At 69.2% G+C, this 24,193-nt stretch carries 17 protein-coding genes and 3 pseudogenes; 9 read left to right on the plus strand and 11 right to left on the minus strand.

The genetic code is table 11. The features are described 5' to 3' along the window. Positions 1 to 33 precede the first annotated feature (33 nt). The 4 genes from ACZ4MF_RS38470 to ACZ4MF_RS38485 all read left to right on the plus strand — a co-directional run bounded on the left by ACZ4MF_RS38470 (position 34) and on the right by ACZ4MF_RS38485 (position 8,616). Complete coding sequence (locus ACZ4MF_RS38470) at positions 34 to 3,351, plus strand: hypothetical protein (protein ID WP_467497576.1); 3,318 nt, start codon at positions 34 to 36, stop codon at positions 3,349 to 3,351. Positions 3,352 to 3,443: 92 nt separating this feature from the next. After that, on the plus strand, positions 3,444 to 3,920 hold the full coding sequence (locus tag ACZ4MF_RS38475) for a hypothetical protein (protein WP_467497577.1): 477 nt from the start codon (positions 3,444 to 3,446) through the stop codon (positions 3,918 to 3,920). Next, a complete protein-coding gene (locus ACZ4MF_RS38480) occupies positions 3,917 to 7,279 on the plus strand; it encodes a tetratricopeptide repeat protein (protein ID WP_467497579.1) in 3,363 nt (1,120 codons plus the stop codon). The genes ACZ4MF_RS38475 and ACZ4MF_RS38480 overlap by 4 nt, the downstream gene beginning before the upstream one ends. A gap of 497 nt (positions 7,280 to 7,776) precedes the next feature. Further along, positions 7,777 to 8,616, plus strand: coding sequence for an IS5 family transposase (locus ACZ4MF_RS38485; RefSeq protein ID WP_467497581.1), 840 nt, complete (start codon positions 7,777 to 7,779; stop codon positions 8,614 to 8,616). Between the two features lie 155 nt (positions 8,617 to 8,771). On the opposite strand, the gene ACZ4MF_RS38490 is transcribed toward ACZ4MF_RS38485, so the two are convergent. The 3 genes and pseudogenes from ACZ4MF_RS38490 to ACZ4MF_RS38500 all read right to left on the minus strand — a co-directional run bounded on the left by ACZ4MF_RS38490 (position 8,772) and on the right by ACZ4MF_RS38500 (position 12,599). Then, entirely contained in the window at positions 8,772 to 9,959 is a 1,188-nt protein-coding gene (locus ACZ4MF_RS38490; protein WP_467497583.1) for a bifunctional class I SAM-dependent methyltransferase/NUDIX hydrolase, read from the minus strand. A 7-nt stretch (positions 9,960 to 9,966) separates the two neighbouring features. Further along, on the minus strand, positions 9,967 to 10,539 hold the full coding sequence (locus tag ACZ4MF_RS38495) for a class I SAM-dependent methyltransferase (RefSeq protein ID WP_467497585.1): 573 nt from the start codon (positions 10,537 to 10,539) through the stop codon (positions 9,967 to 9,969). 100 nt (positions 10,540 to 10,639) lie between these two features. Then, positions 10,640 to 12,599, minus strand: a pseudogene (locus ACZ4MF_RS38500) (ATP-binding cassette domain-containing protein). 754 nt (positions 12,600 to 13,353) lie between these two features. On the opposite strand from ACZ4MF_RS38500, the gene ACZ4MF_RS38505 reads away from it, so the two are divergent. Continuing rightward, positions 13,354 to 14,169, plus strand: coding sequence for an IS5 family transposase (locus ACZ4MF_RS38505; protein WP_467497630.1), 816 nt, complete (start codon positions 13,354 to 13,356; stop codon positions 14,167 to 14,169). Here ACZ4MF_RS38505 and ACZ4MF_RS38510 read toward each other — a convergent pair. From ACZ4MF_RS38510 to ACZ4MF_RS38530, 5 genes and pseudogenes are all read right to left on the minus strand, one after another. Beyond that, on the minus strand, positions 14,141 to 14,611 hold the full coding sequence (locus ACZ4MF_RS38510) for a hypothetical protein (protein WP_467497587.1): 471 nt from the start codon (positions 14,609 to 14,611) through the stop codon (positions 14,141 to 14,143). The two genes, ACZ4MF_RS38505 and ACZ4MF_RS38510, sit on opposite strands and share 29 nt — an antisense overlap. A 753-nt stretch (positions 14,612 to 15,364) precedes the next feature. After that, positions 15,365 to 16,393: a cytochrome D1 domain-containing protein gene (locus ACZ4MF_RS38515; protein ID WP_467497632.1), complete on the minus strand. Its 1,029-nt coding sequence runs from the start codon at positions 16,391 to 16,393 to the stop codon at positions 15,365 to 15,367. Positions 16,394 to 16,477: 84 nt separating this feature from the next. Beyond that, positions 16,478 to 17,878 (minus strand): annotated as a pseudogene (locus ACZ4MF_RS38520) (alkaline phosphatase family protein); the annotation flags it as partial. 533 nt (positions 17,879 to 18,411) lie between these two features. Further along, a complete protein-coding gene (locus tag ACZ4MF_RS38525) occupies positions 18,412 to 18,915 on the minus strand; it encodes a helicase associated domain-containing protein (protein WP_467497589.1) in 504 nt (167 codons plus the stop codon). 63 nt (positions 18,916 to 18,978) lie between these two features. Then, positions 18,979 to 19,617 (minus strand): TetR/AcrR family transcriptional regulator, encoded by a 639-nt coding sequence (locus ACZ4MF_RS38530; protein ID WP_467497590.1) that lies wholly within the window; start codon positions 19,615 to 19,617, stop codon positions 18,979 to 18,981. A gap of 116 nt (positions 19,618 to 19,733) precedes the next feature. On the opposite strand from ACZ4MF_RS38530, the gene ACZ4MF_RS38535 reads away from it, so the two are divergent. From ACZ4MF_RS38535 to ACZ4MF_RS38545, 3 genes are all read left to right on the plus strand, one after another. After that, positions 19,734 to 20,714, plus strand: coding sequence for an MBL fold metallo-hydrolase (locus ACZ4MF_RS38535; protein ID WP_467497592.1), 981 nt, complete (start codon positions 19,734 to 19,736; stop codon positions 20,712 to 20,714). Continuing rightward, a complete protein-coding gene (locus ACZ4MF_RS38540) occupies positions 20,711 to 21,340 on the plus strand; it encodes a carboxymuconolactone decarboxylase family protein (protein ID WP_467497594.1) in 630 nt (209 codons plus the stop codon). The genes ACZ4MF_RS38535 and ACZ4MF_RS38540 overlap by 4 nt, the downstream gene beginning before the upstream one ends. Before the next feature lie 242 nt (positions 21,341 to 21,582). Then, complete coding sequence (locus ACZ4MF_RS38545) at positions 21,583 to 21,861, plus strand: hypothetical protein (protein WP_467497596.1); 279 nt, start codon at positions 21,583 to 21,585, stop codon at positions 21,859 to 21,861. Between the two features lie 159 nt (positions 21,862 to 22,020). On the opposite strand, the gene ACZ4MF_RS38550 is transcribed toward ACZ4MF_RS38545, so the two are convergent. Next, complete coding sequence (locus tag ACZ4MF_RS38550) at positions 22,021 to 22,227, minus strand: hypothetical protein (protein ID WP_467497597.1); 207 nt, start codon at positions 22,225 to 22,227, stop codon at positions 22,021 to 22,023. Positions 22,228 to 22,319: 92 nt separating this feature from the next. On the opposite strand from ACZ4MF_RS38550, the gene ACZ4MF_RS38555 reads away from it, so the two are divergent. Continuing rightward, positions 22,320 to 22,697 (plus strand): hypothetical protein, encoded by a 378-nt coding sequence (locus ACZ4MF_RS38555; RefSeq protein WP_467497599.1) that lies wholly within the window; start codon positions 22,320 to 22,322, stop codon positions 22,695 to 22,697. Positions 22,698 to 22,730: 33 nt separating this feature from the next. Here the strand turns inward: ACZ4MF_RS38555 and ACZ4MF_RS38560 are convergent. Together ACZ4MF_RS38560 and ACZ4MF_RS38565 are read right to left on the minus strand one after the other, a co-directional pair. After that, positions 22,731 to 22,904, minus strand: a pseudogene (locus ACZ4MF_RS38560) (ATP-binding protein); the annotation flags it as partial. A gap of 421 nt (positions 22,905 to 23,325) precedes the next feature. Then, positions 23,326 to 24,186, minus strand: coding sequence for a universal stress protein (locus ACZ4MF_RS38565; protein ID WP_467497601.1), 861 nt, complete (start codon positions 24,184 to 24,186; stop codon positions 23,326 to 23,328). Positions 24,187 to 24,193 lie beyond the last annotated feature (7 nt).

Here is a 24,193-nt window from a genome sequence, read left to right on the forward strand (position 1 = left end):
TGGTCCTCCGGGGCTCCCGGCGAGGGGGAGCTGATGGACGACGGTCGCGGCCGGGACGGCGAACTGGCGGAACTCGAAGCGTTCGCACGCTCCCACGAGTCCTACCGCTGGCTTATCGGGCCGCCCGGGTCCGGCAAGACCGCTCTGGCCGAGCGGCTCGCCGCTCACCCGCCGGGGGACGTCGACGTCGTCTCCTTTTTCGCGTCGGGCGCCTCCGGCGGACAGACAAGGCGGTTTCTACAGGAAGTCCACGACCGGCTCGCGGCGATATTGGGCGAGGCGGCTCCGCCGCTCTCCAGACCGAGCACACTCGACGGCCTCTGGGCCCGTGCCTGCACGCGGGCCGAGGCGAGCCGCCGACACCTGCTGCTGCTCGTGGACGGCCTCGACGGGGACCATGAGTCGCCCCCGATCGCGGCCCTGCTGCCCGCCGCGACGGGCTCCCACGGTCACGTTCTGGTCCTCAGTCGCGTCCTGCCCCGGATTCCGGAGGCCGTGCCCCGGTCGCACCCGCTGCGGGACGAGCGACGCTGCCCTCGCGTCCGGTTGTCCGCGAGCCCCCTCGCCACCGTGCTGGCGGACCGTGATGCCCGTACGGTGCTGGGGGCTCTCGCCGTCGGCGGCCCCATGACCGCGGATGACCTCGAAGCGGTCCTCGCCGCGCGAGGCGATGGCATGGACGCGCACGGCGCGCGGGCCGTGCTGCGGACGGTCCCTTCCGGCTTACTGGCCTCGCGTGGCGACCCGGACTCGTCACAGGAGCGGTTCGACCTCGCCGACGACGCACTGCGCCGGGAGACCGTCGCCGCGATCGGTCACGCCGAGACCGAGCGGCATCGTGGCGCTCTGCGCGCCTGGGCCGAACAGTTCGCCCGTCGGGCCTGGCCGGACGACACCCCGGCGTATCTCCTGGACCATTACCCCGCGGTGCTCGTCGCGGGCGCGGATATCGCCGCGCTCGCCGCCCTCCCCTCGCCCGAGCGGATCGCGCTGTGGCAACGCCGGGCCGGTCACCCCGCCCCTGCCTGGCAGGAAATCACCGATGTCCTGAACATCCTGGCCGCGACGGAGGCGGACAGCCTGGGCGAGGCGTGCGTCCTGGCCATGCGCCGCTATCGGCTGACCGAACGTCCGGGGCATGTGAGCTTCGGCTTCCCGCCGGATCTCCCGGTGGCCTGGGCCGAGCAGGGGGAGTGGTCCTGGGCCGAGTGCCTGGCATCGGTGATCTGGCACTCCGTCCGGGCATACACGGGCATGGCCGAGGCGGCCGCACGCCGGGGGGACACCGAGCGCGCCCACCGCTACGTCGCTCGGGCCCGGGCCATCGCCCTCGACGATCCGGCCGGCGGAGTCTGGAACGCTCCTTCACTGGCCGCCCTGGCCCGCACCGCGCACGCTTGCGGTGCGCGGACGACGGCCTTGGAGCTGCTCCGGGAGGCGGAGCACATCGCCTGTGTCGCACCGCCCAGCCCCGGGACGGATCTCATGGCCGTGGCCCTGGCCGCAGTGGCCGAGGCCCACCTGGAGATCGGCGACCGCGCCGACGCCCTGCGGATTCTCGGGACCGCCGAGGGCCTCGCCGACAGCGCCGGCGGGCGAAGCGACGACACCCTCGTCGGCATCGCCGCCCGCTCGGCCCAGGTGCGCGGGGCGCAGGAGTGCGTTCTCGCCTTTCCCCGGCCCCAGGGTGCGGGTGCGCAGATCCGTGTGTACGCCGAGTTCGCCCGGGGGGTCGCCCACAAGGAGGGGACCAAGGCCGGTGCCGCGCTGCTGCGGGTCGCGGAGCAGATGCTGGCCAGGCTGCCCGCTCCCGTACCGGACGCGACGGACGCCGCCGTGCTGCGAGCGGTCCGGGAACGGTTCTTCGCCGTGCTTGACCTCGCCGAGGCCGCGGCGCGCGTGCCCGATCGGGACCTCTGCCTACGTCTGGTGGAAGAGGCGGCCGGGCAGGGCCGGCAGGGGGCCGCCCGCGTGGCGCATCTGTACCAGCTGCTCGACCGCCCCGCTCAGGCCTGGCATCTGCTCGACGGCCTCATGGACCCGGAGGCGCGGCTGGCCGCGCTGATACGTTGCGCCGAGGCGGCACACGAGGGCGGCAACTCCGATGCCGCGTCGGTGTATCTGGAACACGCCGTGCGGGCGGCCGCCTCGATCGACCGTCCGCGCCATCATTCGGACAGCCGGGTCGATCTCGCCGTGGCCCTGGCCCGATGCGGGAGTCCGGGCCGTGCCGAACGGATCCTGCGGGACCTCGGCGCACCCGGCACGGGCCATTTCTGGGAGACCCTGGCAGTGGCCGAGGCCGTGGCCCACCACGGTCGGTTCGACCAGGCGGGACCGCTGTTCGCGCTGGCCAACTCGAACGGCGACGCCGATGCGGTGCACCGCATCGCGGCGATCCTGGGGCGGGGTGCGGGACGCGCCGGAGACCACGCCCTCGCCCGGGAGTTCGCCTCGCACGCCGGAGAGAGAAGCTACGTCTTCGCCCTCGAACAGGCCACGATCGGAGCCGCCGAGGCGGGCCATTTCGCCCTGGCCGAGCGGTTGCTGACCGTGGCCCGGTCCGTGTCCAAGACCTCGGTCTCCAGGTCCCGGAGGGGCCTGGAGCAGGACCCCGCCGCCGTTGCGGCGTCGGTGGCCCTGCGCAGCGGGGAACCGGAGTGGGCCGGGAGGTTCGCCGAGCGGATCCGGATGCCCGACATGTTCAGCGACCAGTCGGGACCGGCGGTGAAGCGCGCGGTCGGGGGAGATCTCGCCGCCGCCGAGTACGAGGCGCTGGCGGTGACGGAGCCGAACAGGGCGCAGGCATTGCTCAGAGTCGCGGAGATCGCGGCCGCCCTGGGGAGGGACGACCATGTCGACCGCCTCCTGGATCTGGCCCGGCGGGCCGCCGAGGGATGGACGGACGCTACGAAGGGCGTACGGGCGCAGCAAGGGGCGGCCGTGGCGGAGGTGGCCGCGCGCATAGGCCGTCCGGACCGCGCCGACGCGATGCTTCATCTCGCGGACGATGCGCTCGGAAAGCCGCGGATTCCGGTGCTCGCCGCCCGTGCCGAGGCACTGGCCCGCGACGGCGACCAGGACGCGGCCGCCGCCCTGCTGGAGGAAGCCTTCGGCAGCCTCGGTTCGCGGAGCCTGGCCAACAAGGAGCGCGAGGTGCGGGCGCTGGTGCTCGCGGCCGTGGCCGTCGATCCCGCGCTCTGCCGCCGCCACATCATGCGCCTGCTGGCGACGCGGACGAGAACCCCGGAATGGCTCGCGGCCGTGGTGTACTCCCGGCCCGAGCTCGCTCCGCTGGTGGTCGCCCTGCTCGACGGCGACGTGGCGTCCCACGGTGCCGTCGCGCAGTGAGGGGAGGGCGAGGCGGGGGACAACTTACAGTAGGCGCCGATAAGTTGAGTGCCGCAGGAGCGGGATCCGATTCCGGATGGCGAGGGAGCGTCGTGTTCGAAGAGGTGGCCGCCTTGGCCATGACCGGGGCGACAACGGTGGTGGCTGCCATGGCCACCGACGGATGGTCGACGGCGCGCGCACGGATGGCCGGACTGTTCCGCCGTGCCGATGACGTCCAACGAGCTGCCATCGAAGGGCAGTTGGACCAACACGCCGCGTTGGTGGCGAGCTCCGACGACGCGGAGGCGGTCCGTCAGGACCTGGTTCCGGTCTGGCGGCTCCAGATCGCGGCCCTGCTGCGGCAGCATCCCGATGCGGCGGAGGAACTTCAGCTGCTGGTGCGCGAGATCCAGGAGCAACTGCCGTCGGCGCAACAGGTCTGGCAGCAGCGACAGACGAACATCGCCCGTGACCACGGGCAGGTGTTCGCTTCGCTCGGTGGCAATGTGATCGTCCATCACGGGCCGGCGCAGCCGCCGCCCGCACCTTCGGTCGTCGTCGGCGACGAGCCCGAGGCCACCGAATGACCCAGGTGCCGTCCGGGGAACCGGCAGGTGTCCAGCAGGTCGTGCACGTCGAGAACGGCTTCGGCTACGGGTGCATCGGCGCGGACATCCACGTCTTCGGCGACGGCAGGCCGGTGTACCTGCTGTTCGGCCACCGTCGGCGGACGGGCCTGGAGTCGCCGTGGCTGCGGGCCCAGCCCAGCCGGATGCTCGACGCACGCGCGGAGATCGTCGACTTCACGGGCCGCGCCGCCGAGTTGGAGGAGCTGGCCACGTGGCGGGACACCGGGCCGCGGCTCTCGGTGCGGTGGCTGCACGGGAAGGGCGGCCAGGGAAAGACGCGCCTGGCGAACCTGCTGGCCGCCGAGTCCCTGGGCGCGGGTTGGAAGGTGGTCGACGCGACGCACGGCACCGACGCCCACCCGCCGGCGGAAGCCGGCGAGGACCTGCGTCCCGACGGGCACTCCGGGATCCTGCTGCTGGTCGACTATGCGGACCGCTGGCCCCTGGCGGACCTGAGCTGGCTGCTCCACAACCGCATCCTGCGCCACTCCGTCCCGGCGAGGGTCCTGCTGATCGGACGGTCGGCGACCGGATGGCCGGCACTGCGGGGAAAGCTCGGCCAGTTCCGGGAGATCATCGACACGTCCGATCAGTTCCTGCCGCCGCTGACCGACGATGGCAGCGCGCGCCAGCGCATGTTCACCACGGCGTGCGAGTGCTTCGCCCGGCACTACCCGCAGATCGACGAACCCCGGGCGATCACGCCTCCGGATGCCCTGGACGATCCGGACTTCGGGGTGACGCTGGTGGTGCACATGGCCGCCCTGGTGGCGGTGGACGCGGCGGCCCACGGCCGCCGCGCCCCCGCCGACATGGTCGGCCGGACGGTCTACCTGCTGGACCGGGAGCACGAGAACTGGCGCCAGTTGTACGAGAACGCCCGGCACGGCCTCGACTTCCGGACCCCCGACAAGGACATGGCGCGCGCGGTGTTCGCCGCCACCTTGATCGGACCCGCTGACCGGCGGACCGCCAGGAGCGTCATCGAACGGCTGATGCCGCACGCACCCGCCGAGCGGATCCTCCTGGACCACGGCGTCTGCTACCCGCCCGGCGACCCCGCACGCGTCAACTCCTTCGAACCGCTGCTGCCCGATCGCCTGGCAGAGGACTTCGTCGCTCTCATGCTGCCCGGCAGCCCGATCACCGGGTACCCGTCGGACGACTGGGCGGCTTCCGTTCCCGCCGCGGTCCTGCGCCGCGGGGACGACGGCGCGGCGCCGGCCTGGACGCCGCGGACCGTCGCCCACCTCGCGGCGGCGGCGGACCGCTGGCCGCACGTCGGGGAGGGGTACCTGTACCCGGTGGTGAAGGCCGATCCCCGGATCGCGCTGGACGCGGGCTCGGCCGCGCTCGGCGCCCTGGCCAGGATCGCGGACGGCGAGGTGCTGGACGGCAGCCTGCTCGGGGTCCTCGAATCGATCGACACGGTCCTGCCCGCCAACCGGCACATCGACCTCGACGCGGGCATCGCCGCGGTGGCCGAGCGCCTCACCGACCGCCGCCTGGCGGACACCGAATCCGCCGTCGACCGGGCGATCCTGCACAGCCATCTCTCCGCGCGCTACGCCCATGCCGGTCTGGCCGACAAAGCAGTGGCCTCTGCGGAGCGTGCCACCACTATGTTCCGCTCGCTGGCAGAGGCCGATCCTCGGGCCCACCGGGCAGGCCTGGCAGGAGCTTTGGTCAACCTCAGCGCCTACCTGCCCGGCGTGGGCAGGGAAGTCGAGGAATTGGTGGTGGCGGAAGAGGCCGCGGCGATCTCGCGGGAACTGATGGCAGCCGACCCGGAGAGCGACCCCAGCGGTCTCTCCGCAGCCTTGATCAATCTGGGCTCCGCCCTTCTTCGGCACCGACGGCCACAAGAGGCTCTGCAGGTCACGATGGAGGCGGCGGCCATCATGCTCCAGGGCGACGATGCCACGCGACAGGGTTACGTCGTCCCGGTCGCCACCGCGGCGGACAATCTCGGGATGATCTTCTCCGCCCTGGAGCGGCCGGAGGACGCGCTGGCGGCAGCCGACAGTGCCATCAAGCTTTTCCAGCTGGTCGCGGAGCGGAATCTCTCCGCCTACCTGCCCGATCTCGCCCGGGCGCTGCGCCACCGGGCGATGTGGTTGCGGGAACTCGGACTGCCGCAGGAGGCGGCCCTGACTCTGGAGGAGGTCGTCACCACCTCAAGACGACTGGTCACTGCCAACTCCGATGCCCATGAACCCGGCCTCGCCGCGGCCCTGGACAATCTCGGCAGCTACCAGGTCGACGCCGGATGGCCGGACGAGGCGGTGCCGACGCTTGAGGAGGCCGTGGCGCTCTTCCGCAGGCTGGCCGCGATCAACCCCGACGCCCACGAGCCCGACCTCGCCAAGTCGTTGAACAACCTGAGTGCCGTCTTCGCCCGCCTGGGACGTCTGGACGAGGCGTCGCAGGTGATACGGGAAGCGGTCGACGTGGGCCGCCGACTGGCCGATGTGGACCCCGCCGCCCACCTGCCCGACTTCGCGCTGGCCCTGGACAACCTGTGCGCCCTGCTGGGGGGCATGCGGCGCCCCGAGGTGCTGGCCGCCCTGCGGGAGGCGATCGATGTGCGCAGGCGACTGGCCGAAGCCGACCCGGACGCCCAACTCGACCGTCTCATCGCCTTGTTGGAGGAGTTAGCCACCCGGCTCCGGGCCGCTGGGCGCTTGCGGGAGACGCTGGTGCCCCTGCGCGAGATGGTCGAGATCCACCGGCGCCTGGCCGGAATCGGCTCCGAGGCCCACCAGGCGGGCCTCGCCAGGAGCCTGGTCAACCTGAGCAGTCTGCTGGCCGACGCTGAGGAGGACGGGGCGCTGCCGGCCGCGCGCGAGGCGCTGGCCGTCTATTGGCGCCTGGTCGCAGCGGATCCCGCGACCCATCTGCCGCATCTCGCCGTGTCCGTGAACAGGCTCAACAGCCTGCTGGTCAAAGGTGAGCGGTACGACGAGGCACTCACCGCGGCCGACGAGGTCGTCGGGAACCTGCGCCGCCTCTCTCCGGCCGACCCGGCTGTCTACCGCCCCTTCATCGCCAAGGCGCTGTGGGGGGCGGGCCGACTGAGGGCCGCCCGGGGCAGCGGGCTCCCGCAGGCCGAGGCCGCGTTGGAGGAAGCGGTCGCCCTGTTCGTGCAGTTGGCCTCGTACGCGCCGTACGAGTACGCGGACGACCTGAGAGGCGCACTGATCACTTACGCCGCCGTGCTCGACAAGCTCGGCTCCACGGCCAGGGCTGATCGCATCAGGAGGGTGACCGAGACAGAAGCCACGATGGATGCCGTATACGAAGTACTGGGGATGTGAGTGGACGTTTAATGTTGGTTCGCGATGGGCATTTCGATCCGCTTTGCCGTATTCGCCGCCATCGCGCGCAAACCTGGGATGCCTGGAGGGTGTACTGATGGCAATCTTCCGCCCCATTGCTAAGCCAGACGGAATCCAGTGCTGATAAGCGGATCAAACGGGCACACCGCTGACGCCCGGAAGCCCAAGAAAACAAAAATAAGGTGTAAATCACCCCGCCGTTGGTTGATTGCAGGAGTGACTTATCATCACATTCCTTCCCTAAACGCCCACTCGGTGGGTATTTAGGGACGATCTATGTCGGTAAGTGGCTTTCATGTTCGCCAGGCTTGAGGCGTTTGCCCCATACGAGCACCTCTGCATTCGCCGAGCTGCGAACTTGACCACCCGTTTACTCCGGTTCTCATACACGAAGTCCGTCTGATTTGAAGATCAGGCAGAAACGCCCAGCAACAGCGGAACAGCACAGTCCGCCGCATCCGTGATCACGCTACGGCGTGAGCCAGCGGAAGCCGTACCCCAGCGACCTGTCCGACGCCCGATGGGCCTTAATCGAGCCGACGTTGACGGCCTGGAGAAAAGCTCGGCTCGACCGCAGGCCCACCGGGCAGCTGGCCAAGGTCGACCTGCGCGACGTATTCAACGCCCTCCTCTACATCAACCGCACCGGAATCCCCTGGAAATACCTCCCGCACGACTTCCCCAACCACGGCACTGTCTACGCCTACTACGCTGCCTGGCGCGACGAGGGAATTCTCACCCGGCTTAACTACGACCTGACCGGACTGGCCCGCGTGAAGGAAGGACGCAAGCCCGAACCGACCGCTTCCGTGATCGACACCCAGAGCGTGAAGACCTCCACCAATGTGCCTCTGGCCAGCCAGGGAACCGGCGCCGCCAAGAAGATCGTCGGCAGGAAACGGGGCATCCTCACCGACACGATCGGACTCATCCTCGCCGTGACCGTCACTGCCGTGAGCCTCTCCGAGAACACCGTCGGAATCCAGCTCCTCAACCAGGCCAAGAAGACCTACCCGACCATCTCCAAGAGCTGGGTCGACACCGGCTTCAAGTACGCCGTCATCGAGCACGGCGCCAGCCTCGGAATCGACGTCGAAGGCATCAATAGAAACCCAGGAGTTCGCGGCTTCCACGTTGTCAAAAGGCGCTGGGTTGTCGAACGAAGTATTGGTTGGATCATGCTGCACCGGCGCCTCGCCCGAGACTACGGGACCCTGCCTGCCAGCTCCGAAGTCATGATCCACGTCGCCTCGATCGACAACCTCACCAAGCGCATAACGGACGAGACGACACCCACCTGGCGAGGAACTTGCTAGGAGATAAAGGGCAATCCGCCTAGATCAAACGTCCTCTGATAGGTCGGTCAAGGATGTGGCCCTTCTCGGTTCGGCGGTGAGTGAGGCGGGAGAGGGGCGGCCGGGGTGGAGCAACTCGTTGTCCCTGGTTGTTCGCCTCGGCCGCACAGGCGGGTTCATGCGGCGGTGGGTGGATGAGGGTCGGCGATGGGGACGAAGCGGGCGGGGGCGTGGTCGATCGGCAGGTCGGGGCGCCAGGCGGTGAGGATCTGGGCGCTGCACTCGAAGAGTTCCGGGGGCAGGGCGTCCAGGGGCCACCAGCGCCAGTCGCCGACGCTCTCGGCGGGCTGGTCGGCCGGATTTCCGCGCCAGCGTGTGACGAGTGCGCCGATGGTGATGCGGACGATGTCGCCGACGTGGTCGTGGAGCATGCCCAGGAGGTGGACGTCGTCGGGATCCGCGCGCAGGCCGGTTTCTTCCGCGAGTTCGCGTACGACCGCCTCTTGCAGAGACTCGCCCGCCTCCACGGTCCCGCCGGGCAGTTCTCGTGTGCCTCGCCGGTGTCGGCCCAGGAGCAGGCCCTGGGGCCCGAGCAGCACGGCTCCGACGCCTACCGCCGCGTGGGCGACGGGTGGCTTAGTCGTGCGTGGACGGGCGATGATCCGGGTCGGCCGGTGTACCTCGAACAGCCGGTAGGAGGCGTGGTTGTCCTCCTCCGGTGCGTCGAGGACGGTGATGTCCCGCACCCGGAGCCCGTACTGCGCGAGCAGGTCTTCCCACAGCTCGGGTGCGAGCACCCACATGTGCATGCTGAGTTCGCCGCCGCCGGCCAGGCGCAGGATCTCCGGGCGCGGGGTGACGGTCGGGGTGGGGCCGTCGCCGGTGGAGTCGGTGTGCAGCACGGTGAAGTACAGCCGGCCCCCGGGTTTGAGGGCGGTCGACAGGGCGGGCAGGAGCCGTTGCGGGTCGAGAAAGTGGAAGGCGCTGAGGGAGACGATCACGTCGTACGGGGCCGATGTGCTCAGGTGGTCCACGGCGTCGGCGTGGATCAGCCGCAGTCCCGGTACGTCGGGATAGCGGGTGCGAGCACGCTCGATCTGGCTGGGGGAGGTGTCGACGCCGTCGACCTGGGCGCCGTGGGCGCGAGCCACGTGTGCGGCGTGCCGGCCGGTGCCGCAGCCGAGGTCGAGAACGCGCAATCCCCGCAGGTCCCCGAGGATCTCGTCCCCCGGCCCGGTCGTCGCCGGGCCCCAGGAGATTCGGTCGACGTCCGGCAGAGGCGTGGCGCGTTGCAGGTGATGCTCTCCGTAGGCGGTCCAGGCGAGGTGTGTCTGTCTTTCGATGTCCAACACGGCGGCTTCCATAGTGAGTTCAAGGGCGAAGTGCGTAGCAGCGCAGCACGTCGAGGTCGGCGGTTCGGACGACGGACCATCGTGCGGTGAGGGTCTCGGCTTCGGCGGCGGTGATCCCGAGGCGTTGGCAGGGGCCGCTGTCTGTGCGTCGGCCGGCGATTTCGGTGACGCCCCAGAAGGTCCCGCCCGGTGCCAGGATCTTGCGGACGCGGTCGAGGAAGGCCGGCTTGTCGTCGAGCCACCGGTAGACCAGGCGGCAGGCGACGACGTTGTACGCGGTGTCCGGCAGGGTGCTGAGGTCGTCGGTGGCGAAGTTCATCAGTTGCCAGGTCGGCCCGTGGCTGTGCTGGGTGCTCTGCGCTGCGGTGATGGCACTCGGAGCGAAGTCGACGCCGACGGTGCGGTATCCGAGGTGGTGGAGGAGGTGGGCGAGGGCACCGTCGCCGGTGCCGATGTCGAGCGCAGGACGTCCGTGGCCGAGCCTGACATGATCCGACAGGAGCGTGGCTTCGGCGTTGGAGACTGCCCGGTACCGGCGTCCGCCGGCCCAGAGCGGTTCCCAGTGCTCGGCGGTGGCGGTGACAGCTGTCATTCGGCTCCTTCGCTGGCTGGCGCCATGGACGCGGCGGCGCGCTGCTGAGGGGTGCCGGGGCGGCACAGGTCGGTTGTTCCGCCCCGGAGTATGGGCGGGGTCATGCGGGATCCGCGACGGTGGGCGGGCTGGGGCGGGGGATGGAACCGGGGGCGTACTGGGCGGCTTGCGCGTCGAACATCGAGGCGTAACGCCCGTTGGCGGCCATGAGTTCGTCGTGGCTGCCGTGCTCGACGAGCCGTCCCTGGTGCAGGACGTAGATACGGTCGGCGTAGCGGACGCCGGACATGCGGTGGGTGACCAGGACGACGGCGCGGTTCGGGGCGGCGAGCCGGCGGATGCGGTCGAACGCGGCGATCTCTGCTTCCGGGTCGAGGGCGGAGGTCGGCTCGTCCACGATGAGGACGCTGTCGTCATCCGAGGTGGAGCTGCGCCAATGGGTCCGGGCGAGCCCGATTTTCTGCCATTCCCCGCCGGACAGTTCGCTGGCTCCGCGGAACATCCGGGCCAGGAGGCTTTGCAGGCCGTCGGGTAGCTTCGCGATGACCGGCCTGGCCCCCGCGTAGTCGATGGACGGTTGAAGGTCCTCGGTGTCGGCTTCCTGAGCGGGCCGGCCGATCCTGATGTTCAACGCGGCTGTGACGGGCCAGCGTTGAAAGTCCTGGGTGAGCAGGTCGACGCGGTCGAAGACCTCGGAGCGGTTCAGGTGGGCGATATCCGCCTCGCCCCAGAGTACGGTCCCGTTTTGCGGGAGCAGCATTCCCCCCGAGCAGTTTCATCAGCGTGCTCTTGCCGCTGCCGTTTTCACCCACGACTGCGGTGACCGAGCCCATGGACAGCGTGAGGGACACTTCGTCCAGGGCGGGAGTGTCGCGGTCCGGGTAGCGGTAGCTGACCCGGTCCAGGGCGACCTGCTTCACCTGCGCCGGAACAGGATCGCCTCCACTGGGAATGGTGCGGCGTGCCGCCTCGTCCAGGAACCGGGCGTGGTCACGGACGTAGAGGGACTCCTCGTGCAGCTGGTTCACATTCATCACCAGTGCGCCCAGGCTCGCCGAGCCGGACCGGACGGCGACGACGGCAGTCCCGGCCACGGCCAGACCCATCTGCCCGCTCATGATCAGCAAGAACATGGCTCCGTACGTCGCGGCCATGGCCAGGCCGGACATCGCTGCGGCCACCCACTCGGTGACGGCCTTGCTGGAGGCCAGCCGCTCCTGCTCCGCCTCTGCGCTCTCGGCCATTCGCTTATAGCGGCTGAGCAGGAACGGCCCGACGGCGTGGATGCGAACCTCCTGGGCCGCGGTGCGCTCGGTCAGCAGGTTGCCGATGAGACGGCTGGCCCGCACATGCTCGATCCAGCTCATCACGGACACGTACCGTTCCTGCGCCACCCGCATCGCGCCCCAGCCGCGGGGCGCCGCGATCAGGATCAGCATCGGCAAGAGGACCGGGTGGAGGATGGTGAGCACGCCGGCCGTGGAGATCAGGGAGATGGTCCCGTGCAGCGCGGCCACGCACGCGGAGATCATGCGCCGGGCCGAGCCGGCGCCGTACTGGGCGACGTCGATCAGCCGCCGGAACTCCGGGTCCTCGATAGCCTCCAGCTCTACTGACGCGGCGGCGGCCAGGTACTGGGTGGTGGCGATCCGCTCGACCATCGGCTCCAGCCGGCCCGCCCGCGAGGTGGACCACCCGGCCAGACCCGAATTGACCACCGCGGCACCGGCGGCAGCGGCCAAGCCAGGCAGCACCGCCTGCAACCGCTGCTCAGGGGCGCCCGAACTGAGAAGCGCGTGCATGACGGCGTTGACGGCGAGCAACCCGATCGCCGCGGCGATCCCCTGCCCGATCTCGCTGATCGCGACGACGACCAAGGCCCGGCGGCCAGCGTGCCACGCCATCCGTAAGGTCGCCCCGACCAGCCTCGGCATGGAACGCAGAGCCGACATCATGGTCAAGTCCAGTGACGAGTGCTCGTGTTGGGACCAGCCCATGTCGTAGCGCAGAGGGCCCCCGAAAAGCTCCTGCTCGGCGTCGGAGACCTCGGGCTCGGCCATCCGCACACGTCCGAAAAGCCTGTTCACAAGGCACCGCCGCCCAGCCTGTTGCTGCTCCCGCTGGTTTCTGTGGGCACGACGGTGGGCGGCAGCGGCAGGTCGGCATGGCGCAGAGCCGGTGCCTCGTCCTGTGTGCTCTTGGTGTCGTCCGGGTTTGACCCCGATGCATCAGGGGTTGGTCGTTCCTGTGTGCTGGCTGAGGTCAAAGTGGTTCCCCTCTTGACGGTCGTGCGGTTGGCTCGTGAGGTTCAACGAGTTGGTTACGATTTCGAACATCCGTGTTCCGGCCGGACTCTGAACCCCGTGGTTGAGCGCGACATGGAGGTGCGGGTTGCACCGACCCTTGTTGTGCAAGGGCCGCTCTTTGCCTGGGAGTTGGCCGAATCGCCGACAGCCGCAACCCGTGTGACGGATGAGGTTCCCTGCTGGTGATCAGTCCGTGGAAACGATGGGCTGCCATCAGCCACCGAGGCTGCTGGCCTGAGACGCCATCCGCTTATCGATCACGGGGGCTGGCCTGGTCGAACAGGGTTCCTGTTCGGGTGATCGCGCGAGAGCACCGGCGCATGACAGCAGGGCCTCTTGGTAGTTCGGGGGTGCGAACCAAACCGATCACCAGGAGGCCCTGTTGCCGCAGTCTTTCGCGCTCGCGTGCGTGGAGTCCAACTCGCCGTCCATGTCGTGTGACTGCCTCGCGCACAGGTTCGGCAACGCGGCGGACGGGCCGGAGCGCGTGCGGTGTTACGCCTCCGACATGACGGAGGCGGAGTGGCAGGTCATCCGGCCGTTGCTGCCCGTTCCGGCATGGTTTCAGGGGCGGGGCGGGCGGCCGGAGGGCTACTGTCACCGCGTGATGTTGGACGCTGTCCGCTATGTGGCCGACAACGGCGTCAAGTGGGCCAACCTGCCCGCCGACTTCCCGCCGTACCGGCGTGTGCATGCCTTCGCCCGCCGCTGGCAGGTGACAGGTCTGCTCGCCGAGCTCCACGACCGGCTGCGCGACCGCGTCCGGGCCAAGGAAGGCCGCGCGGTGGACCCGACGGCCGCGATTGTGGACTCACAGTCGGTGCGGGCAGCGGCGAACATCCCGCGCTCGACGTCCGGCTGGGACGGCGGGAAGAAGGTGGGAGGGCGCAAGCGGCACTTGGTGGTGGACTGTCTCGGCCTGGTCCTGGTCGTCGCGGTGACCGCGGCAAGCGCCCAGGACCGCGACGCCGCCGTCACCTTGCTGGAGCGGCTGCGCGGGCTGTACTTCTCCATCCGCCTGGTGTGGGCGGACGGCGGTTATGCCGGGCGGCTGGTCGACTGGGCTGCAGAGAAGCTCCACCTCACCCTGGAGATCGTCAGACGCACCGACGACACCACGGGCTTCGTGGTGCTGCCGCGCAGGTGGGTGGTGGAAAGAACGTTGAGCTGGCTGATGCGTTCGCGCCGCCTGGTGCGCGACTACGAGACGCTGCCCGCCATGCACGAGGCCATGGTGCTGTGGTCGATGACCATGCTCATGAGCGGCCGCCTGGCCGGACGCCGCTCTGGTGCCTTCACTCGGCCGGCACCACGAGCGCGGTGAACACTGCCGACCTCACCTGGAGCACCCACCCCCGCTCCACCAGGCGTTTCGCCTTCGAGCGCAGACCCTCGACCTTCGCCGGCACCACCTGGAGCCCCAGAGCCCTGGCCAGCTGCTGACAGCGCATGCCCTCCCGGCCCGCATCCGACTCCAGCACCGACACGATCCGCTGGTAGTCCGGCGCCAGGACCGCCGCCACCATGCCGTCGGTCCGGTGCGGCACCAACGAGCCCGCCACCGAGCCCCGCTGCGGCTCCTCGACCGCGGAAGGTGGCCCGGCCAGCACCTCGGCCACCGTTGCACGGGCATCCACCAGCCGCTGCAGCACGCGTTCCGCCTCTCCGAGCGCGGCCTGCACCCGCTCGGCCTCCTCCCGCAACCGCGCGATCACTTCCCGGGCCCCCTTCTCCCGGGCCTCCAGCAAACCGAGCACAGACGGCACCAGCCACCTCCACGAGACAGACGAGCGGACCAATCACGCCCATCTCTCCCGCTGCCGACCGGAGTTCATGCCCACCCACCCGAACTAAACGATCACGTTCGGAAAGCGGATGGCTTCTGAGTGCGCAGACTCGGCCGTCTTGTTCCGGCCGAGTACTGCGTCGCTGGGCAACGTGATCGATCTGCCCAACGGGCGATCCCCCGCAGGCACTGAGCCAGGTCGAGGGCGCTTGGCCGGCTGGGGACGGGGGCGGTGAGGACTGCCCGCAGCACGTCCTCCAGCTCCGGCCACGTCGGGATATGGGGCACCGACGAAAGACGCTGATCAGCGACTATCTGGGAGCTACCGAAGATCGTTTCCCGCGCTCAGGTGCTGGACCGTTCCTCGCGCCCGTGAGCTTCACCTTCTCGGCCACCAAGGCGGGCAGCCCGCACCGCTTGGCCAACCGGATCGTCGGGACCAGCCCGGCAGGCGCGATCAGGTCCGGGTCGTCGAACGCGGCGAACAGCGTCGCCGTGCTGTGGGAGACTTTCACTTACGAGGTGCCTTGCTGCGTGGGACTGATGAGGGCGTAGGAACTCCCGTCATCCCAGCTCAGCGGGCACCTCTTCTCATTTCGCTGTCCACAGACCGAGTATCGCGCGGTGGATCCAAGCTGATGCGTCGGCGCTGCATGAGGAACAGGACCGCCGCACCACAAGGTTTGTTTCCTTCCGGCGGGTGTGGGTGTGTCTGCAGCCGGTGCAAGGCGGGTCAGGTGACCACGACGCCGCTGGGGCCGGAGGACAGACCCAGTTCGATGCTGGCGAGCACCCGCAGGCTAGTGGTGTCGATCGCGTCCACGGTGGCGCCGGCGTTCGTGCAGACCCAGACGGTGTCGCCGGTCGCCGTGATGCCGGTCGGGATGTGGCCGACCCGGACCGTGCCGACTGCCTTCGCGCTCGCGGTGTCGACGACGGTGACGGTGTCGTCGTTGGCGCCGCTGACCCAGGCCCGTGAGCCGTCTGGGCTCAGCGCGACCTGCCACGGGGTGCGGCCCACCCGGGCCCGGGCGACGACGCGCAGCGAGCCGGCGTCGAGCACCGCGAGGATGTCGCTTAACGGGCTGACCGCGTAGACCCGCCTGCCGTCGGGGTGGACGGCCACACCCCCGGCCTGCGCCAGTTCGGGTAGCCGCCTGCGTGTTCTGCCGGTCTCCGCGTCGAGGACCGTCAGGCCGTCGTAGCAACTGACGTAGACGGTCCGCCCGTCAGGGCTGACGGCGACGGAGTGCGGCGCGAGGCCGGTCTGCCAGGCGGCGGTGGCCTTGTCCGCGCGGGTGTCGATCACCGTGAGCGTCCGCAATCCGCCGGTGCCGGTGTCCGGGCCGGTGTTGGCGACGTAGACGGTGCGGCCGTCCGGGGAGGAGGCCACGCCGTGCGGGTAGAGGCCGACGTCGACGGTGCCGGTGATCGTGCCCTTGGTGGTGTCCAGCACGGAGACGTCGCCGGCGCCGGAGTTGGTCACGTACAGCTTGCCGGTGCCCGGAGCGGAAGCGATGCCGCAGGGGTTGGCGCCGCCGGGGATGCTCGCGACCAGCCTGCGAGTGGTGGTGTCGATCACCACGATGGAGTAGCTGACCAGTGCGGTCGCGTAGGCGTGGACGCCGCTGATAGGCCCGGTCTTCGGCACGGAGTCCTGGATGCCCGGGAAGTTCGTGCCCCCGGTGCCGGAGTGGCGGGTGGGTGCGTCACCGGCGAAGTCGTCGCGGTGGGTGGTGGCGTTCTCCACCATGCGGCTCATGACGTACGGCCGCAGCCCCGCCAGGGGCTCCGTCTCGCGCGCGGTCGCGGCGGTGCCGGCCGGGGCGGGCTCGGGACCGGTGGTCTCCTGGTGCGGCGGGGTCTGGCCCGCGCCGGGGAGGGCGGGCCGCGGCAGGGTCGCCACCTCGTGCTCCGCCGTCCACAGCCGGCCTTTGGTGGGCGGCAGGTGCGGAAAGGGACGCTTGCTGGGCAAGCCGAGCGCCGAGGTCAGGTCGCCGAACGTGCGGCGGCGCCACTGGCTGATGTTCTCCTCGTGCACTCCCGTGATCCGCTCCAGGAACCGCAGCACGGAGGTGTGATCAAAGGGCTCGCTGCACACGAAGCCGCCCTGCGTCCACGGCGAGACGATGATGCACGGCACCCGGATGCCCGCGCCGATCGGCACCCCGTCGACGAACTCGTCGGGCGTTCCGACCGGCGGGGTCGGCGGGATGACGTGGTCGAACAGGCCGTCGTTCTCGTCGTAGTTGAGGATGAAGACGGTTTTGCGCCACAGCTCGGGGTTGGCGGCGACCGCGTCCAGTTGCCGGGCGACGAAGTCGGCGCCGGAGGCCGGCAGGTAGTCGGGGTGCTCGCACTGCGCGGCGGTCGGGATGATCCACGACACCGTGGGCAGCCGTCCGGCCAGTGCGTCGCGGACGAACTGGTCGGCGGAGCCGATGGTCAGGCCGTGCTCGTAGAGCGGGTCGCCCGGCTCGGCGTCCTGGTACTGCTGGAAGAACTTCAGCGGGTTGCAGCCGTAGTCGTCCTCCTCCTGGTAGACGTGCCAGGACACGCCGGCCTTGGTGAGCCGCTCCGGGTAGGTGGTCCAGCGGAACGGCTCGGGGATGATGTTGCTGATGACCGGCCCGCCGGCCAGGCCGTGCGGGTCGATGGTGCCGGTCCAGTGGTAGAGCCGGTTGGGCCAGGTGGGGCCGAGCAGCGAGCAGTGGTAGGCGTCGCAGAGGGTGAAGGACTCGGCGAGCGCGAACTGGAAGGGGATGTCGGCGCGCTCGTAGTAGCCCATGGTGAACGGACCCTTGGCCTCGCCGTCCGCCTTGCGGTGCGCTGGCACCCAGTTGTCCATCTGGCCGTTGTTCCAGGCCTCGTGCTGCACCGACCAGGCGTGGCTGGTGGACGGGATGGCCTGGGAGCTGGTGGTCCTGGTGTCGAGGTGGAACGGCAGCAGATAGCCGTCCGGGTTCTCCGGGTCCGGCTGGTAGAACACCGGTCTGCCGGTCGACAGGACGGCGGCGTCCGGGTCGTCGAAACCCTGCACCCCGCGCATGGTGCCGAAATAGTGATCGAACGAACGATTCTCCTGCATGAGGATCACGACGTGCTCGATGTCGTGGAGCGATCCCGGCCGACGGGCCGTGTCGGCCATGGCCCGTTGCAGGTTGGGTGGGAGCAACGACGTGGCGGCGGCGAGCGCACCCATGCCCAGCGCGGAACCGAGGAGCCTGCGACGGGACAGTCCAGCCATGTTCACCCCTGCACCGAAGATCGAGAACGCGCGTCAGCACACACCACATCGCCCCCCGGCACAAGAGTGCGTGAGGCAGTTTCAGGTAGTGCCGGATTCATGTGACTTCCCGACAAACGGGGTTATGCGGCTCACTCGAACACGTCACGGACCTGCCGGCGCCGCCCACATCCGCGACAGCCTCGCGCCCGTCGGCCTCCTGCCACGCGTCCTGCGCTCCACACGTCTGCTCGATCTCGCAGACGAACTCGACGCCAAGATCCTCACTGTCTCCGTGGGATGTCCTACGCAGGCGTCGCCCACTACCGGCCCTACCCGAAGCTCATTAGACCTGTGTGATGGACCATCACCCAGGCGCAGCCGCTGTCCCGACGGGGGAAGCGACCAGGCCCTTCACCACCCCGCCATCCACCTGGCACTGGACCACAGCTCAGGCCTCCCGCAGGCACTCAGCGGCCGTCACACGGGCCATGGCAGGCCCCCAGGCGGTCGTCCTGCCCTGCCCGGTCCTCGGCCGTTCCTCGGTTACGCGGCTATGTCCAGCGCATGCCTCTCGCGGAGAGCTGCTCGACCCGTTCGGGGGAGAGCGTGGCGGCCCTGCTGCGCTGGTTGCCGATCCGCGCCCCCAGCTTCAGCTGCCGTTCCTCCTGGTCCCCGCCGTCGTCGCCGGTGATGATCCGTTCGATGTGTCCTTTGGGTACCCGGAGGTGTCCTTTGCGTTCGTAGTACTGGCGGGCGGCGTCGTAGTTCATCGCCCACGGGTCGGAGTGCGCACGGCGCGGCTTCGACTTGTCCTCCTCGGCCGCGGGTTCGATGCCGAGAACGTTCTCGCACATCCACTGCTGCACGGCGGTGAGTTTGTCGAAGCCGAGCTGCTGCTGGCGCACCCATCGCCCGAGGTCTTCGCCTTGGCTCACGGCCTGGCCCGGTGCGGTAGGCAGTGTGCCGCTGGCGTGCAGGTGCCGGCGGACGAGGTGGAAGATGAGCTGCCACTCCACCAGTCCGGTGATGAGGGTGTCCAAGTGTTCGTTCGTCACAAAACGATCTTGGGCACCCTCCCTGTGCCTCCGGACGGACCGACAGCATTCGGAACTACTTGTCTAGCCCTGACGTGGGCTCGGCGCCAGGCCGCTGAGCAGGAGCGACAGCTTGCGTCTGAGGTCCTCGTGCAGAGCGCCGGGTGCATACGGTGTGTTGAGCCAGCGGTTGAGGGTTCCGAAGTAGCAGTCGGCCAGCATCTCGGCGGCGAGCTCCGGCTGGGTGTCGCGATCGATCTCCCCGCGCTGCCGACCAAGGCGGATCGAGGCGGCGAAGGCCGTGGTGATGGTGGTGTCGTACATCACGGACAGGAAGCGGGGCGAACCGGCGAGCAGTCGCTGGGTCAGGAGGCGTTCCTGTTCGTTGAACTCGGCCAGAATATCCAGATATCCGCAGAGTTGTTCGGCGGTTCCGCTGTTGCGGAACTCCTCCTCGTCCAGCATCTGTTGCAGTCGTCCCCGGCGCCGCTGGCCCCAGGCGTCGACGAGATGGTCTTTCTTGGGGAAGTGGTTGAAGACCGTCTGTCGCGAGACGTCGGCCCGCAGGGCGATCTGATCGAAGGTGGTGGCCTCGAAGTCCTGCTCGGTGAAGAGCGTCAGCGCGGCGTCGAGGATCCGCTCCCGGGTGTCGAGCCTGCGTAGTTCCCGCCGGCTCACTCCGCAGCCGACCGCGCCGTCGGTCGAGTCTTTCCGGCCCATCATGCTCCCTCGCTGTACAGCCACCCCGCTCCAACTCACTGTAGTAGAGTACAGATTGTACTTGAGTACAGTTACTTTCTGTCGGCGCACGTGAAGCACGGCACACGAAGGAGTCCAGGATGACCGGCGCGCTCTACACCCGGGGGTTACATCGAGTCGGCTCGCGCAGCTACGCGTACCTTCAGCCGAACGGCTCCTGGGGGCTGTCCAACAGCGGTCTCGTCGTGGACGAGGACGAGGCGCTCCTCGTCGACACCCTGTTCACCCTGCCGATGACCGAGGAAATGGTGCGCGTCATTGCCGCAGAGCTACCGGGGACACGGATCACCACGGTGGTCAACACCCACGACGACGGCGACCATGTCTTCGGAAACCAGCTGTTCGCGGACAGGAGAATCATCAGCAGTGCTGCGACCGCGGAGCACATGCGCACAGCGCCCTCGGTGGAGTACTTCACCGGCCTCATAGCGCAGGCCCAGGCGGGGGAGCTGGGCGTACTGGGGACCTATCTGCGCAGGTCCATGGCTGCGTTCGACCTGTCAGGGGTGGAATCGACGCCGCCCGACACGACGTTCTCCGGGGAGATGCAGGTGGCGGTCGGGCGACGGGAGGTCCGGCTGATCCAGGTTGGGCCGGCGCACACGGACGGGGACGTGCTCGTCGAAGTGCCCGACGACGCCGTTCTGTTCACCGGCGACATCCTGTTCGCAGGCAGCCACCCCATCGTCCACACCGGCCCGATCCGGCGCTGGATCGACGCCTGCGAGCTGATCCGGAGCCTGGACGTGGAGACCATCGTTCCGGGCCACGGGCCCGTCACCGGCAAGCACTACGTCACCCGGTTCCGCGGATACCTGGAGCAAGTCGCCGAGCATGCCACGCGATCGGTGGAATCCGGCCTCAGTATCGAGGAAGCCGCCGACCGGTTCCCGATGGAGGCCTACTCGGACTGGTCGGATGCGGAGCGCATCGTGCTGAACATCGGTGCCGTATACCGGGAACTCGGCGCCTCGGACGAGGACTTCGGGCGCCTACTCGGCCGGTCGGCCGGGTTCTGGGCGGCCACGGCAGCCGACTGTCGAACCGGGAGTGGGCGATGAACGGGCAGAACATCCCCCGGATTCCACCGCTGCCGCTTCAGAAGTGGGACGGCACGGCCCGCGCGACGCTCGATGCGAGCGAAGAAACCCCCGTGCTCGCAGAGCTGTCCGGCGAGCCGGTGCTCAACGTGCTGTCCACGCTGGCCAACCACACCTGGCTGTTCGACATCACAACACCGTTCCTCGCCGCGATCACGGCAGGGACCATCCCTCCCCGAGACCGGGAACTTCTCATCCTGCGCACCGCCTATCGCGCACAGTGCACCTATCAGTGGTCACACCACTACCAGCTCGCCCGGTCCGCCGGCCTGACCGACGCGGAGATCGTCCAGGTGGGACAGGGGCCTGACGCTGCGAACTGGTCTGCTGCAGACGCCGCACTGATTCGGGCGGTGGACGAACTCGAACGGGACGCCATCATCGGCGACACGACCTGGCGCATCCTGGCCGCCCACTACGACCGACGACAACTGCTGGAGCTGATCCACCTCGTCGGTGCCTTCCGCATGCTGGCCACCGTGCTCAACAGCTGCCAGGTGCCGCTCGACCACTGGCAAGCCCCCCGGCCGGTCCCGGCCCTCACCCCCGCGTCGGCGTTCACGGCCGATGAGCAGGACGCGGGGTGACACCCTCTTCGGAGCGGCTGACATGGGTCTTGACCTCGATTCAAATTGCGCTCCCGCCGCAACGTCGGGCGCCGCTCCACAGCCGGAGGGCGGGCCGTCAAGAGGTAGCAGCCGGGCGGGCCAGGAGCTGAGAGGGCATCTGCTGTAGGTAGATAACCCCTTATGTCATAGTGTTTTTCGCCGGTAGGCGATCGGTTTCATGGAGTGTGTTCCTTTATGGAGACACTCGGGGTGGTCCTGCGGTGCGCCCGGGGCCGCAGGACCACCGAGCCCCGGCCTGCCGGACACCGGCACGGCCAATCTCCTGCACGAGGCACCCGCGCTCCGCCAAGGCGCCTGCCTTCGAGCGCACCCGCTCGACCTTCGCCGGCGTCGTCTCCCGGCCCAGCTCCACCGCGATCTCCCTGGCCTTCACCGAGGCCAAGCCCCGGCAGGCCGAGAGCTTCGAGATCGAGGAGTTCTGCCGCAGGAGCGCCGAACGCACCGGCGCACGGCCGAGTGGGGCGCCAGCGCCGTTCTGACCACGCTGGCGGAGGCGATCAGCGGGGGTGCTGAACCAGACTGGCGGCTCCAGACGGGCCCGGCTGTTGGAGCGGTGGCCGCGCAGCCGAAGCTGTCACCAACGCGCCCCGCCCCGTCTCGAGGGGCGGTGCATGGCGCCGGTCCCTAAGAAATGGTTGTTAGCACTCATCATCGGACAGCGCGGACAATTCATTTACGAGTCGTGTGGTGGTGAGTGGCTTGTCCGGATCGGGGTTGTCGGCCTCGTGCTCGACCAGCCAGCCGCCGTCGTTCTGCTTGACGACCCGGACGGCCTCCAGGGTCGGACTGTGGTCGTTCGCACCGCGCTTCTTCCACACCGTCGGCGTACGGCCTGAGCTCCCCAACTGCGTACGGATGAACGTCCCCAGTTACGTTCGCGGGTCCGGCTTGGCAGATTCGGGTTGAGAGCGACGTCTGCCCCGGGGACACTCGCACGATGAGACAGAGCACGTCGGCCACCGGGGCAGTGGAACAAGGCTGGGATGAGCCCTGGTACCGGGTCCGCACGGAGGCATTCGAGGCATCGTTCCTGCCCAGCCCGGACGAGGACTTGGACTCGATCTGCAGCGTCGATGTCTTCGTGAACCTCCAGGACGGCTCCCGGTGGACCGCGACTGTCTTCTCGGTCGCAGAAGTCGAACGCCTCATGGACGTCTGGGCAGAAAGCGGCGAGGCTCTCGGCGGCCGCTACTTCTGGGTCTCAGACGGCCTGATCGTCCGGGATCCCGGTGTCGACAGCATGACTCAGGTGATCGCCGGACTGATCGAGACAGACGAGTTCTCCACGGTCTTCCAGCGACTCGAAGACGACTGATCAGCCTCCTGGCAGCCGACTGGACGTTCCCTGTCAGGCCACGTCCGTGTCCCGCTCGATGGCCTTGAGGCGGTTCTTGAGGCGGTAGCTGGGGCCGTTGATGGAGATCACGTCGCAGTAGTGGAGGAGCCGGTCGAGCATGGCGGTGGCCAGGACCTCGTCGCCGAACACCTGTCCCCATTCACTGAAGGTCTTGTTCGAGGTCACTGTGCCGAGCAGTCTCGCTATCACCGGGCTGCCATTTCCCCGCGGCGACGAGGATGCTCAGGACACCACCGAACAGGGGGTTCTGGCGGGCGATGCTCGGTTGCCGAAGATCTTGTGCACCAGGGGCAGCCCGGGCACGAAGGCCGCCTGCCTGGAGGCGCTGCGGGCCGGGGTGGAACGCCGTGATTCTGGCCCCACCCGCGATCTGCCCCCTCGATGAAGCGCAGGCGGTGGACAGGGTACGGTCTGGGCTCCTCGTTACCGACCAGTCCGTACCACCTGGCGCCCTGCACGCGCTCGCGCGGCAGGATGGGCGGCCGGTGTGTACGGGCAGCGAGCCGGATGCCGGCGAGTCCGCGTGAGGGGCGTGCCGAGACTGCCGTCGTGACTGTGCGCGACGCCCGTCGCGCACAGCTATGGGTCATCCGTGCGGGAGGACGGCCACCGGGCAGTGGGCGTGGTGGAGGACTGCGTACGTGACGCGTCCCAGCGGGGTGCCGAGCGCGTGGGCGGGATTTCGAGCACCGACGACGAGAAGGTCGGCGTCTGTAGACGCATCGACCAGCGCACCGGCCGGGGAAGCTACCCGCGTCACTTCCGCGTCTACCGTCAGGCCGGGGAACTCCTGCCGTAGCACGCTGGTGACCTGCTCGCTGGCCGCCGCCTCGTCGGGCACCGACACCGCTCTGTCGCCGAGGTAGTGGCCGAGCGTCCATGCCGTCAGCAGGTGGAGCGAGTCCTTCCACCGCGCGGCGGTCCGTGCCGCGAAACGCGCCGCGTCGAGATCGGCCTCGGTACGCACCCCTGCCACGACCCTGCCCGCCGTCGGTTCCATCGCCCCGCGGACGACGACCGCCGGCCCTGTCGCGTGGCTTGCGACCTTCAGCCCGACCGACCCCAGCAGCAGCGCGCTGAATCCGCCGAGCCCACGGGAGCCGACGACAATCGTGGTGGCCTCGTTCGCGGCTTTCAGCAGGCCAGCCCAGGGGCTCTGGCCGCTGACCTCGGCCGTCACCTGCAGGTCCGGCATCCGGTCGCGGGCCAGCCTCGTGGCCTCGTCGAGAATCCGGCGCGGTGCCTCCAGCACGATGCGGGCGACGTCGGCGGCGTACAGATCGGTGCCCCACTCCTGGACGTCGGTGGCGTGCACGATGTGCAAGGCCTGGTCCCGGAGGGTGGCTTCTCGTGCTGCCCACAGCACCGCTGCTGCGGCTGTATCCGAGCCGTCGGTGCCGACCAGCAGCGGTCCGTCGGCCCAGACCTTGGCCCTGTCTGTGTCCATCACAGCC

The organism is Streptomyces sp. NPDC025793, from assembly GCF_055558375.1.